At 66.9% G+C, this 13,428-nt stretch carries 10 protein-coding genes; 2 read left to right on the forward strand and 8 right to left on the reverse strand.

The window, feature by feature from the left end; genetic code table 11:
- Window positions 1–366 precede the first annotated feature (366 nt).
- Entirely contained in the window at window positions 367–909 is a 543-nt protein-coding gene (locus AC3AP7_RS28760; RefSeq protein ID WP_487363689.1) for a cysteine hydrolase family protein, read from the reverse strand.
- Window positions 910–1,532: 623 nt separating this feature from the next.
- Here AC3AP7_RS28760 and AC3AP7_RS28765 point away from each other — a divergent pair.
- Window positions 1,533–2,357 (forward strand): hypothetical protein, encoded by an 825-nt coding sequence (locus AC3AP7_RS28765; RefSeq protein ID WP_487363690.1) that lies wholly within the window; start codon window positions 1,533–1,535, stop codon window positions 2,355–2,357.
- Window positions 2,358–2,397: 40 nt separating this feature from the next.
- On the opposite strand, the gene AC3AP7_RS28770 is transcribed toward AC3AP7_RS28765, so the two are convergent.
- The 7 genes from AC3AP7_RS28770 to AC3AP7_RS28800 all read right to left on the reverse strand — a co-directional run bounded on the left by AC3AP7_RS28770 (window position 2,398) and on the right by AC3AP7_RS28800 (window position 11,725).
- The gene (locus AC3AP7_RS28770; RefSeq protein WP_487363691.1) at window positions 2,398–3,510 is read right to left on the reverse strand and encodes a porin; all 1,113 of its coding nucleotides are present in this window, start codon (window positions 3,508–3,510) and stop codon (window positions 2,398–2,400) included.
- Window positions 3,511–3,587: 77 nt separating this feature from the next.
- Window positions 3,588–4,397, reverse strand: a complete 810-nt coding sequence (locus AC3AP7_RS28775) for an SDR family NAD(P)-dependent oxidoreductase (protein WP_487363692.1) — start codon at window positions 4,395–4,397, stop codon at window positions 3,588–3,590.
- A 48-nt stretch (window positions 4,398–4,445) separates the two neighbouring features.
- Window positions 4,446–5,279, reverse strand: a complete 834-nt coding sequence (locus AC3AP7_RS28780) for an HpcH/HpaI aldolase family protein (RefSeq protein ID WP_487363693.1) — start codon at window positions 5,277–5,279, stop codon at window positions 4,446–4,448.
- A gap of 73 nt (window positions 5,280–5,352) precedes the next feature.
- A complete protein-coding gene (locus tag AC3AP7_RS28785; RefSeq protein WP_487365050.1) occupies window positions 5,353–7,104 on the reverse strand; it encodes an IlvD/Edd family dehydratase in 1,752 nt (583 codons plus the stop codon).
- Window positions 7,101–7,913: a TSUP family transporter gene (locus AC3AP7_RS28790; protein ID WP_487363694.1), complete on the reverse strand. Its 813-nt coding sequence runs from the start codon at window positions 7,911–7,913 to the stop codon at window positions 7,101–7,103. The genes AC3AP7_RS28785 and AC3AP7_RS28790 overlap by 4 nt, the downstream gene beginning before the upstream one ends.
- Window positions 7,910–9,937: an alpha-glucosidase gene (locus AC3AP7_RS28795; protein ID WP_487363695.1), complete on the reverse strand. Its 2,028-nt coding sequence runs from the start codon at window positions 9,935–9,937 to the stop codon at window positions 7,910–7,912. Before AC3AP7_RS28795 ends, AC3AP7_RS28790 begins: the two co-directional genes overlap by 4 nt.
- A gap of 39 nt (window positions 9,938–9,976) precedes the next feature.
- The gene (locus AC3AP7_RS28800; protein WP_487363696.1) at window positions 9,977–11,725 is read right to left on the reverse strand and encodes a solute:sodium symporter family transporter; all 1,749 of its coding nucleotides are present in this window, start codon (window positions 11,723–11,725) and stop codon (window positions 9,977–9,979) included.
- Window positions 11,726–12,160: 435 nt separating this feature from the next.
- On the opposite strand from AC3AP7_RS28800, the gene AC3AP7_RS28805 reads away from it, so the two are divergent.
- Window positions 12,161–13,264 (forward strand): LacI family DNA-binding transcriptional regulator, encoded by a 1,104-nt coding sequence (locus tag AC3AP7_RS28805; protein WP_487363697.1) that lies wholly within the window; start codon window positions 12,161–12,163, stop codon window positions 13,262–13,264.
- Window positions 13,265–13,428 lie beyond the last annotated feature (164 nt).

Consider the following 13,428-nt stretch of genomic DNA (forward strand, 5'->3'; position numbering starts at 1 on the left):
CAATCCACATCGGCATTGAAGCCCCTCCTGCCTTAAGACTTTCCCTGACGATCGTCAGAAATAGACAACCCATATCAAGAAAATCGTATATTGAAGTTTTTTGTGACGCCCTTTCGCGGATAAATACAGATTTAACGTTAATTTATTTCAACAAATATGCACCTTGAGACATATGCATAGGGTATACAAATATCCAAACCATAAACGTGAATATCATCCCTTTGCGGCACCAGGGTGGAAGTCGCAGGCCGCTCCTGAGCTACCATTCATCGCTGCGCGTGTCCAAAGGCCGGGGGCAATCCCGAACGCTTATATGAAATCACGCGCACCCGCAAATCCGGTGAGCCGGCTCACGCTCGCGGATCCCTAAAACTCGCATTCGGCCGTACTCACAAGCTTCACGAATGGGCCGCTCAATGTCAGATTGTGGTGGTCGATGATGTCCTGCGCAGACAACACCGGCGTATCCGTCGAGGTATGCGCGTCGGCCACCAATACGGGCTGAAAACCTGACTCTGCCGCTGCACGGCAAGTTGTGTCGATGCAGTATTCCGTTTTCATTCCAACGACAACCAGTTCCTCGGCGGAGGCTGCCCGCAGCAAGTCCGCCAGTCCAGTGCCCAGAAAACTGTCAGGCCGGCTTTTCTCGAACACGGTGTCCGCCTTCGCATCAATGGCCAGGTCTGGCAGCAGTTGCGTAAGTGGGCTGTCGGGCTCAATGAGTGAACCTTTCGGGCCGGTGTGTCGCGCAACGAAGATTGAGGCACCGGCCCGGCGAGCCTTTCCGATCAACGTGTTGATGTTCGCAAGAACCTGCGCCCCGTCGTGAGGCGTCTCTGGGCCGTGAAACAACCCGACTTGCATGTCAACGATCAAGAGGGCGCGGCGTCGAGGCTGAGGACTCTGCATGGCGTTTCTCCTTAAATGTGCCAGGTGACGCACGGAGAAACTTCAAGGCCCCGTCCATCACTGGCGAGGCCTTGGGGCAATACGGCGTTTGAAACTCACGTACCGACCTCACAGCCCGCCATAAGCGGTCGTGATGGTGCTGGTCGTGAGCGTGAAGAAGTTCATCCGAAGCATGATGCAGTAACCGCTTTGCGGCGTCAACGATCGTCGTAAGGCACTCGAACATCGGCTTCTGCACGGTCACGCCGGGCCATGAACCTTGCCCGTCGTGAAGCAACGTCCACGCCACCGTGCCACACATGGGATAGCGTGATATCGAAACGCCGATGAACATCGCCCTCCGGGTAGCTGGCGCAAAAGGCACCGGGTCGGAATGCGAGCCGGCGCATGGCCAATGAAGCAGGCAGCCCCATCGTCAGGGGGCCTGGCGCCCCCTCTACGCGCGGATTGCCTGCGTCCCCTGAAACACATGACCGTTCGCAGCCGGCTCCCGCCGATTGCGGTTACGATAGATCGTCATTGTCCCCTCGTTCCCGGAGAAGCCTGTCGTGACCGTCTTTGCTGTGCGCCTGCCGCGCGTGCCCGCGGTGCGTTTCCGTGTCCGCGTCTGCATGAGACTTTGCATGAGACTCTGCATAAAGCTCTGCGTAGCGGTCTGCCTGAGCGCTTCCCTGCTCCCCGGTGTAGCAGCCGCTGTCCAGACCGCTTCAGCCGCGGCCGCCTCGCCTGAAGCCGCTTCAGCCACAGCCGCCTCCGGCGCGCGTGCCGCGCGCTGGCCCACGCTTGCCCAGGTGCTGGCCGCACGGCCAGTGGTGGGCGACAACCCCGTCGCCGTCCGCGACGCGCTCGCCGCGCTCGATCTGCCCCGCACCACGCAGACGCTCGGCGAGCGCCTGCGCACGCTGATCCCGGATCGCAACAGCGCGGTGCAGCGTGAACTGCACACCACCGGCCTCGACCGCGAACTGCTGTTCGTCGTGCCGGTGCCGTACGGCGTGCGATACCAGGCATCGTCGCACCGGCTGAGCGTCGATGCGGACCTGTCGAGCGACGACACGCCGAACGCCGTGCTGCTGGACAAAACCGTCGTCGGGCCGAGCGGCCGGGATCTCGTGGTCGCGGCCGAAGCGAAAGCGAAAGGCTATATCCAGCACGTCGACATCGTCGCCCTCCGACGCGGCGACAGCCACAAGACCGAAGTCCGCGGCGACCTGACGGTGTCGCCCGGCGTGTTCGCGCAAACCGACGGCCACTTCGCGATCGCGCTGCTGTGCCGGCTCGCGCCGCCCTACCTCGTCGACCGGCAGGACCACACCGATCCCACCGACGAGAACCCGACCGACATCACGACGCGCACGTCGACGCTGTTCGCCGACGTGCGCGCGGTGTGGCTGGTCAGCCCGCCGAGCGGCACGATCCTCGCGAAGAACCTGCGGTTGTCGAACTGAGCCCGCCGCGCCGCCGGTCGCGGCGCGTCCCCACGAACACTCAGAACGACGTGCGCACCCCCACGGTGGCCGACCATGGATCGAAGCCCGGCGTCACGGTCGCATAAGCGGAATTCAGCAGCGCGAAGCCCTGCGTCGAGTGGCTGTTGTTCGAAATCATCGACGCATACCCGTAAAGCTGCGTGCGCTTCGACAGGAAGTACACATAGCCAGCGTGATAGGCCAGCGCACGTGCATCGCCGTTCTCGATGCGCCGGGCGGCGCCGAGTTCGACGTCGCCCGGTCCAAGCGGAATTTTCGCGTTCAGCATCACTGCGGACGCGAACCAGGCGGTGGCATCGGTGCGCTTCGAGTACACGTAGTTCGCGCCGATCTGGCTGCTGCCGATCTGGTACGTCGCCGCCAGCACGTGCGTCAGTTGCGAGGACACGGTCGACGTGGCCGTATTGCCGTAATAGCTATAGCGATTGAAGCCGTAGCCGACGAACAGCCCGCGATGCGTGTACATCAGGTTCACCCCGACGTTGCGGCCCTGGGCGGTCTGCCCGGTCACGTTTTGCGCGCCGGTCGAATAGCCGATTTCGCTCGACAAGCCGTTGTAGACCGGCGTCCGGTAGCGCACCGCGTTCGGGTAGAAGCCGCCGGTGCCCGAGTAGCCGAGCTCCGCCGTGTGTTCGAGCGACATGATCGCGGACGGGTTCGAGAGGCCGTACGTCGACACGTCGGAGGCCAGAAACACCCAGTAGATCGGCAGATACAGGTAGCCGGCATCCACGCTGCCGTACCGGGTGCTCGATAAGCCGACCGACGCGCCGCGGTTGAACATCGTCGCGCCGCCGCCCACGCCGGTATAGGTATTGAAGCCCGTTTCGAGCTGGAAATTCGCGCGATACCCGCCGCCCAGATCCTCGCTGCCGCGAAAGCCGAAACGCGACGCCTGCAGGTTGCCGCTCGCGGCCATCGCGGTCGGGCTGACCGTGCTGTCGAACTTGCCATACTGCAGCGCCGAATCGACGATGCCGTACAGCGTGAGCGTCGACTGCGCGTGCGCGGACGCGCAGCCAGCCGCCAGCGCGGCACAGGTCAGCCCTTTGTGCAGCGCGACGCGCACGGCGGCGTTTTCGCGGGCCCGCTTTGGTTTCTGGTCATGCATGCGAATGTCTCCTTGATATTGTTGTGGTTACAACATATTTTCTGTGCGGCCCGACGGCCGCGCACATCGCGCGACGGCTATCCCACCACCGACACCTGCGCAAGCCCGGCATCGACGATCAGGTTCTGGCCGGTCATCGCGGCCGCCTGCGGACTGGCGAGAAACAGCGTCGCGTCGGCGACGTGCGCGGGCTCGACGCGAAACTTCAGGCACTGCAGGTCGAGGAACTGCTGGTCCGCGGCCGGATCGCGCCACAGCGCGGTCTGCCGCGGCGTCACCACCGCGCCCGGCAGCACCGCGTTCACGCGGATGCCGTCCGCGCCGAGCTCGCGTGCGAGCGTGCGCGTGATGCCGGAGATCGCGGCCTTGGCCGCCGTGTAGCCGATCAGGTTCGGGCGGCCGCGCAGCCAGGAGATCGAGCCGAGATTGACGATCGCGCCGCCGCCCGCCGCGCGCATGCCGGGCGCGACCCGCTGCGTCGCGAACACGTGATGCGTGAGGTTGACCGCGAGCATCTCGTTCCACATGTCGAGGTCGAGTTCGTCGAGCGCGTGGCGCGTGTCGCGCCCCGCGTTGTTCACGAGCGTGCGCACCGGGCCGAGTGCCTGCGCGGCCGCGTCGAGCACATCGCGATAGGCGCCGATGTCGCGCACGTCGCATCGCGCGAACCACGGCCGCAGGCGCGGCACGGCGGTCTGGCCGGGGAGCGCGTGGCCGAGCCGCTCGCACAGCGCGTGGCCGGCGGCCTCGTCGAGATCGCAGAACGCGACTTGCGCGCCCTGCTCCCAGAACGCCTCGACGATCGCTTCACCGATCCCCGAAGCACCGCCCGACACGAATACCGCCTGCCCCGCGAACGCCGGGTAAAGCGGACGGGTTGATTGCATGCTGCTCTCCTGTTGATTCGCTAGCGAAACCACGGCACACCGCCGCGCTCAGTACGGACCGCCCGCATGCGCGCGCGCCTGCACCTGATCGAACTCGGCGACGAATGCGTGCGCCTGGCGCATCGCCATCCCCAGATCGGACGCGATCGCGACGTAGTCGTAGCCCATCTCGACGAACTGCCGCGCAAGCGCGGGCGTCGGTCCGACAATGCCGATCGGCTTGCCGGCTGCCCGCGCGCGGCGCGCGCAATCGGCGAGCACCGTGAGCACCTCGGGGTCGGCCATTTGCCCGGATTTACCCATCACCATCGACAGGTCGCCCGGACCGACGAACAGCGCATCGACGCCCGGCACGGCGGCGATCGCTTCGAGTTGCGCGATCGCCTCGGGCGTTTCCAGCTGCACGATGCAGGCAGTGCCATCGTTCGCGTCGCGCGCGAACCCGCTCCACGTGCCATAACGGCTCGCGCGATGCATCGCGGCAAAACCGCGCGTGCCGAGCGGCGGAAACTTGACGGAAGCCACCGCCGCGCGCGCTTCGTCGGCGTCTTCCACGTGCGGGAACATCAGCGTGGCAGCGCCCATGTCGAGCGCGCGCTTGGCCAGCGTCGCGTCGTTGCAGGCGAGCCGCACGACCGCGGCCGCGCCGCCGCATTCGACCGCGCGCAGCAGGTGAAGCGTGTCGGTGAACTCCAGCGGCGCATGCTCCATGTCGATCACGAGCCAGTCGAAGCCGGCGTGTCCGAGCGCCTCGGCCGTTGCCGGCGAGCCTGACATCAGCCAGCTGCCGAGCGGCTGCGGGCGGGCTGTGCCGCTGCGCGGCTCGGTGAGCGCGTCGCGAAACGCGTTGCGGGTGAAATCCGTTGAGTGCGGGTGAGCCATCGTGCGAAGTCCGGTTGGGTTGAATACGGGTTCAGTGCGGGTCCGAAGCGGGTCCGAAGCAGCGTGGAGCCGCTCAGAAGATCTGCGGCTCGACGGGTTCCTCGAAGCCGCTCAGGAATGCGAAGTCGCAGCCCTTGTCGGCCTGCGACACCTGCTCGACATACAGGCGCACATAGCCGCGCCGGCGCGGCGGCGGCGGTGCGCGCCAGTCCTCGCGACGACGCGCGAGTTCGGCGTCGGACAGCAGCACGTCGAGCCGGCCAGCCTCGACGTCGAGTTCGACGATGTCGCCGGTACGGATCAGCGCGAGGGGTCCGCCCACCGCCGCTTCGGGCGCGACGTGCAGCACGCAGGTACCGTAGTGCGTGCCGCTCATGCGGGTGTCCGAGATGCGCACCATGTCGCGCACGCCCGCTTCGAGCAGCTTCTTCGGAATCGGCAGGTTGCCCCACTCCGGCATGCCCGGCGCGCCGACCGGGCCGCCGCCGCGCAGCACGAGCACCGTGTCCGCGTCGACGTCGAGTTCGGGCGCGTGGATCCGCGCGTTCATGTCGGCGACGGAGTCGAACACCAGCGCGCGGCCGCGATGCTTCATCAGATGCGGGCTCGCCGCGCTCGGCTTGATGACTGCGCCGTCGGGCGCGAGATTGCCGCGCAGCACGCTGAGCGCGCCGCGCGGACTGACCGGATCGTCCGGCGTGCGGATCGCATCCTCGCCGCCGGGCCGCGCGGCGGCCTCGGCACGGGCGAGATTCTCACCGAGGGTCGCGCCGGTGACGGTCATGCAGCCGAGCGCAAGATGCGTCTTCAGATGCCCGAGCAGCGCGGGCACGCCGCCCGCGTAATAGAAATCTTCCATCAGGCGGCGGCCGGACGGAAACACGTCGGCCAGAACCGGGATCGCGCGGCCGATGCGCGCGATATCGTCCAGCGTCAGCGGCACGTTGCCGCGTCCGGCGATCGCGATCGTATGGATCGCCGCGTTGGTCGAGCCGCCGAGCGCCATGTACGCGACCACGCCGTTCTCGACCGACGCGCGCGTGAAGAAGCGGCTCGGTTTCAGGTCCTCCCAGACCATCCCGACGATGCGCTCGCCGCTCGCCGAACACATGCGCGGATGCGCGGCGTCCATGGCCGGAATGCTGGTGGCGCCCGGCAGCGTGAAGCCCATTGCCTCGACGATCGCGGTCATCGTGCTCGCCGTGCCCATCGTGTTGCAGGTGCCGGGCGCGCGCGTCATGCGCGCTTCGAGCGCGACCCACTCGTCGCGCGGGAGATTGCCGGCGGCGTATTCGTCCCAGAACTTCTTCGTATGCGTGCCCGCGCCGACTGCCGCGCCGCGATGGCGGTCGTTGAGCATCGGGCCCGCCGGCACGAACAGGCACGGCAGATCGGCCGACAGCGCGCCCATCAGCAAGCCGGGCGTGGTCTTGTCGCAGCCGCCCATCAGCACCGCGCCGTCGATCGGCAGCGAGCGCAGCAGTTCCTCGGTTTCCATCGCGAGGAAGTTCCGGTACAGCATCGTGGTCGGCTTCACCATCACTTCGCCGAGCGACATCGCCGGCAGTTCGAACGGCATGCCGCCCGCGAGCAGGATGCCGCGCCTGACCGCTTCCGCGCGTTCGCGCAGGTGCGCGTGGCAGGGCGACAGGTCGCTCCACGTATTGATGATGCCGATCACCGGCCGCGACAGGAATTCCTCGCGGCGCAAGCCCATCTGCTGCAGCCGCTGCCGGTGCGCGAACGAGCGCATGTTGTCGGGCGCAAGCCAACGCTGGCTGCGCAGTTCGTCGAGTCGTCTGAGGGGAGTGTGCACGGTAGTCAGGCCACGGAGGGCGAAGAAGAGGAGCAGGAATGGCACGACACGACGCTATGCCATTGCGCGAGCGCCGGTCCGACGAGGCTGAACCCCGCGCCCGCCAGCAGCACGAAGACGACGCGCCGCACGACGGTGGACGACCAGCGCGGCGGATAACGACGCACGAGCCACGTTACGGCGAGCACCACCGGCAGCGCTTCGGCGCTCAGCGCGACCGACGCTGCGTCGAAGCGCCCCTGGTAGAGCACGATGACGAGGCGCAGCACGGCGTTCACCGCGAACAGCAACGTCAACGTGTCGCGCACGACGACGCGATCGAGCGGTTGCCGGTACAGGTGAAACACCATCGGCGGTCCGGCGCTGGCGAAGATGCCGCCCATCACGCCTGACGCTCCGCCATACAGCGCAAACGAGGCGGGCGAGGCGAGGGCTGCGCGCGGCCGGCTATGCAGCACGAGCAGCAGGCTGCTTGCAAGAATCGCAACGCCGAGCGCGAAGCGCGCCGCGCCGATCGCGTTATCGGAGAGCCATGCGAGCAGACAGGTGCCGCAAGCGACGCCGACGAGGCTGCTTCCGTAAGCCGGCACGATCAGCCGGCGCGGCAGCGCGGGGACGCCGCGCACGATCAGCGCCGCGTTCGCGAGAACCATGACGGTGACGACGTTGGCCGCCACGGGCAGCGGCGCCAGATGCAGCATCGCGACGAGGCCGAGCAGCACGAGTCCGAACGCGAAGCCCGTCAGGCTCTGCGTGAACGTGGCGAGCGCGACGCTCAGCACGAACAGCAGATGGTGGGCAAACGGCGTCGCGCTCATGCGGCATCCCGCGCCAGCGCGCACAGTTGCGCTTCGCGCGCGGCGCCGCTGCGCACGAACACCGGCGGCGCACCCAGCGGCGCGGCGACTTCGACGTGCTGGCCGCCGTCGAAGCGCGCGCCGCTCCACAGATGGATCCACGCGTCGCCTTGCGGCAGATACGCGCGCCAGCGTTCCGCGCCGGCCGCGTGAACCGGCGCGACGAGCAGATCGCGGCCGTACAGGTACTGGTCCTGGACCGCATAGGTTGCGCGGTCGTGCTCGTAGTGCAGGAAGAGAGGCCGCTGCAGCGGCAGGCCGCGCGTCAGCGCCTCGTCGACCAGTTGACGCACGTACGGCTTCAGCGCGACGAACACGCGCGTCATGCGTGCGAAGTGCGCGAGCACTGCCTCGTCCTGCCAGAACTGGAAGTTTTCGCCGGGCCGATTGCCTTCGTGCGTGCGCATCACCGGCGTGAACGCGGCCATTTCGGCCCAGCGCTGGAACAGTTCCGGCGTGCGGCAGTTGCCGAACATGCTCGTGTAGCCGCCGATGTCGCTGTGATGGTAGGCATTGCCGAGCAAGCCGGACGACAGCGCGCCGCAGATCACCGTCTGCAGGCCGTCGTGGCGCGAGAAGTCGACCGACTGGTCGCCGGCCCACAGCAGCGGACAATGCGCCTGCACGCCGGTGTAGCCCGCGCGCATGAAGAACAGGGCATCGCCGGTGCGGTCCGCGGCGGCGACCGCGCGCGCGTTCACGCCGGCCCAGAGCGTGGGCCACGCGTTGTGCATCAGCTTCGCGTCGACGCCATTGGCGAGTTTCACGTCGGTCGGCAGATACTCGCCGAAGTCGGCCATCCAGCCGTCGAGGCCCCGTTCGAGCATCTCCTGCACGATGACGCGCTGCTCGAACCAGCGCGTTGCCTCGGGCAGCGTAAAGTCGACGACGCCGCACTCGAATTCGCCGAAATCGACCAGGTAGTCGCTGCCGTCCTCGCGCGTCGCAAGATAACCGGCGCGCCGCGCTTCGGCATACAGCACGCCGTCGTTGCACAGATACGGGTTCACGTAGCCGAGCAGCCGCACGTCCTGCTCACGCAGCGCGCGAACCCACGCGTCGTGATCCGGATAGCGCGCATCGTTCCAGCGCCAGTCCCAGAACAGACGCCGGCCGAACGACGTCTGCCGGATGCCCGCCCAGTCCTCGCACCACAGTGCGTTGACCTTCACACCCGCCGCGCGGCTCTGGTCGAGAATGCGCTGCGCGTGTTCGCGTCCGTCCTTCAGGCCGAGCATCGCGCCGTCGTGCACCCACTCGGGCAACGCCGGCTGGCGCCCGAAGCGGCGCGAAATCCGCTCGACGAGCGACGGAAAGTCGTCGGCGACAAACCATTCGAGCGACTCCGGCACCGCCCAGAACTGCAATTCGTGCCGCTGCGGATGACGAAAGTCGAAGTCTGCATACGCGGTCGTTTCCGCATGCAGGCAGTAGCGCTGCGACGACACGTAAGTCGGCTGCGGATAGTTCGTGTGGTAATAGTCGCCGCCCGCATTCGCGAGCGTGTCCGCCTGCCACGTGATGTAGGTGCGCTTGTCGCGGCCCACCCCGGGTTCGGACGTCCACAGCGGAAAATGCCGGCCGCGCAGATCGAAATACGACATCTGTTCGCCGCAGCCCCACACGTGCTCGTCTGCTTCGGCGGGCACGCGCCACCAGAGCCGGTTAGGCTGGCCTTGCGCCGACAGCGCGAGACGCACGCCCTCGGCGTTACCGGTCGCGGCGATCGTGATCTCGGCGGGCCCACCCGCCTCGCGTGCCAGTTCGACCCGCGCGCAATGCGCGTCGATCTGCGTGAGACGCGCGGCGCGCAACGCGACGCGCTCTTCGACGTAATCCTCGATGTCGAAATTGCCGCGCGCCATCGCAATCGTTTCCACCCCCTGTCCGACGAAGACGGCCGGCGCGTGCGGCGCATGCTCGAACAGCGTGCGTCCCGCCACCGTGAGCGTGAGCCTGCCGTTCGCTTCGATCTGCCACTTCATATGCAATCCTTACTAATTGTTACTTGATTCTTTCTTGTGCTACTGGCTGCCGGGTTCGCGCGTTGCCGGCGCCCAGCGCCAACCGCCCGCCGCGCTCGCCGCCCGGCGGCGCAACAGGACGATCAGCACAAGCGCGATGCCCCACGTGAGCGCCAGCCAGACCTCGTACTGCGTCGTCACGCCGCCGTGCCGCGCAACGCCGAGCGGCGAAAACGTCAGATACAGGCTCACGAGCATGGCGATCAGGAACACGCTCATCGCGCTCGCGAAGCGCCACGGCGTCATGTCGCCGGTCTGGCGTAGCTGCGGCTCGTAAGGACGCGCGCGCACGTGCCAGCGACCCAGCACGACCATGAGCGCGACCTCGCAGACGAACAGGATGCCCATCACGTGAATGAAATTGATGCCGTAGCGTTCGTCGAGCTTGAACACGAGAATGCCGAACGTGTACACGATCACGTGCAGCAGCAGCACGACCTTGGCCGGGAATGCGGCGATGCGGCCATTGAAGAAGCCGACGAGGACAACCGCGATGATCGGGATGTTGAAGAAGCCGGTGAAACGGCGCATCACCATGTAGATGCCGTCGGGCGCGTACATCAGCAGCGGCGCGACCAGCAGCGACACCACCGCGACCACGACGCTCGCGGTCTTGCCGACGCGGATCAGCGTGTCGTCGTTTGCGGCGGGCTTCCATGCCCGGTAGAAGTCGAATGCGACGAGCGTTGCGGTGCTGTTGATCACCGCGTTGAAGTGGCTCATCACGGTGCCGAACAGCACCGCGACGAAAAAGCCCTTTGCCCACCACGGCAGCACGTCCGCGACGAGTTGCGGATACGCGAGATCGGGCCGGCTCAGCGGATGCGATGCGTACAGGTGGTACGCCACGACACCGGGCATCATCATGATGAGCGGCACCAGCAGCTTCATCAGCCCCGACAGCAGCACGCCCTTTTGCCCTTCCGCGAGGCTCTTCGCGGCGAACGTGCGCTGCACGATCGACTGGTTCGTGCACCAGTAGAAGAGGTTCGCGAAGATCATCCCGGTGAACAGCGTGCCGAACGGCACCGAATCGTGCGGGCCGCCGATCGCGGAGAGCTTTTCGGGCGCATTCGTCATCACCGTGTGCACGCCCGCGAGCGGGTTGCCGTGACCGAGCGCGACGAGCGCGAGCACCGGCACCATCAGGCCCGCCGCCAGCAGGCCGATCCCGTTGATGGTGTCCGACACCGCCACCGCGCGCAGGCCGCCGAAGATCGCGTAGAGCGCGCCGATCACGCCGGACAGCCAGACCAGCAGCGTGATCGTGCTCGCGTACGACAGGCCCAGATGATGCTGGACGTCGAACACCTGGTTGAACGTGATCGCCCCGAGATACAGACCGGACGGATTCACGACCAGCATGTAGCCGATCACGAAGAACGCGCTGACCACGCGGCGCGTGGTCGCGTCATAGCGCTCTTCGAGGAATTGCGGAAGCGTCGAGAAGCCGCCACGCAGGTAGCGCGGCAGAAAGAACATGGCCAGCGCGACCGTGGACACCGCCGCCGTGCATTCCCACGCCATGGCCGACAGGTTGTGCGCGTACGCGTCGCCGTTCAGGCCGACCATCTGCTCGACCGAGAGGTTCGTGAGCATCATCGAACCGGCGATGAACCAGCCGGTCAGCCCGCCGCTCGCCATGAAGTAGCCGCGCGCGCCGTGATCCTTCGCGCGCCGCGTGAACAGGTACGACACGAGGCCGACCAGCGCGGTGAAGAACGCAAAACTGAACAGGGTGAATAGCATCGTCTCCTCGTCGTTCCTGTAGGGTGGTGCGGGTACTGCGCGCGCCGTCGCGCCGCTTTCGCAGCGCTGCGATTTCTGGGCGAACGCCACGCGGCAAGACGGCGCAGCGCGGCCGACCGCCGGGTCGACCGCCGGGTCGACCGCCGGTGCCGGACAACCCGGCGCCGGCCGCTTCCGCGCATTGCGAAGACGCGCTCGTGCGCACACGGTGCGCCGTAGCCCGCCGCCCGGCCCGACGCGGGCCGCCTGAACGGGCACGGATGAAAAGTGTAACCCCAGATGTCCGGAAATAATAGCGCTGCGATTTGCAGGACCGTTACCAGGGATAGCCCTGAGCGGATGATTTGTTGCGCTGCGAAGATTAAGATACTGTTTTTGATATGGGCGCGGCGTCCCGATGAGGCGCCCGCCCGTCAGCCCTGTTCGCCGACTCCCATGTCCCTGATCAGCAAACCCCCCCGCACCCGGCGCAGCACGAACCGGGTCACGATGGACGATGTCGCCGCGCGCGCGCGCGTGTCGCCGAGTTCCGTGTCGCTGTTCCTGCGCAATCCCGAAGCGGTGTCGCCACGGCTCGCGGCAAGCATCCAGCAGGCCATCGACTTGCTCGGCTATGTCCCGAACCGGCTTGCGGGCAGCCTCGCTGCCGCGCGCACCCGGGCGATCGGCGTGGTTGTCCCGTCGCTGAGCAACGCGTTTTTTTCCGCGACGGTCTCGGCAATGCAGCGAGTGTTCGACCAGCACGGCTACCAGTTGCTGCTCGGCGCCACCGATTACGCGCCCGGCCGCGAAACCCACCTCGTGCGGGCCTTCCTGTCGTGGTCGCCCACCGCGCTGATCGTCACCGGCTGCCGCCACGACGATGCGACGCGCACGCTGCTGCGCGGCGCGCGGGTGCCGGTCGCGCAGATGTGGGAACTGGGTGGCGAGCCGTTCGACCTGCAGGTGGGGTTCTCGCACGACGCAGCGGGGGCGGCGATCGCGCGGCATCTGCTCGAAGCCGGTGCGCGCCGCGTTGCGTTCATCGGCGCGCGGATGTCGAGCGACGTGCGCGCGCAACAGCGCTGCGACGGCTTTTGCCGCACGATGGGCCACGGCGGAATCGACGTCGAGGTCGAAGACATGCCGGCGAGCGCATCGCCGCACACGGGCGCGCAGGCGCTCGCGCAGATCCTGCAGCGCATGCCCGACGTCGACACGCTCGCCTGCTCGAATGACGTGCTCGCGCTCGGCGCGCTGTTCGAGGCGCAGCGGCGCGGCATCGCGGTGCCCGATCAATTGAAGGTAGCGGGGTTCGGCGACCTGCCGTTCAGCGCGGAATGCGTGCCGCCGCTCACGACCGTGCAACCGCATGCGGCGGAAATCGGCACGCGCATCGCGCAGGAACTGATGCCGCGCCTCGCCGAATCGGACGCAGTGCGAACGCCTCACGTCGTCGACGTGGGTTTCGACGTGGTGATTCGCGCGAGCACGCAGCGTGGGGGCGTGGGGGCGGACGCGAAGGTTGACGGATGGTCTGATGGCTCCGCGGACACTTGACCGGCAAGCGCTTCAGCTATCGGCATCTTTTTGATCGGACTCGATAACCTCGATATTTTCGGCGTCCGGCTCGCGTCGCCGCCGGCTACGTGGGCGAAATTCGCTTGGAATTCCTGTTGAATAAACGGGTCATCCAGTCAATTTTCGGACTGGTCAGTGTTGAC

It is taken from the genome of Paraburkholderia sp. PAMB 6770 (assembly GCF_057748135.1).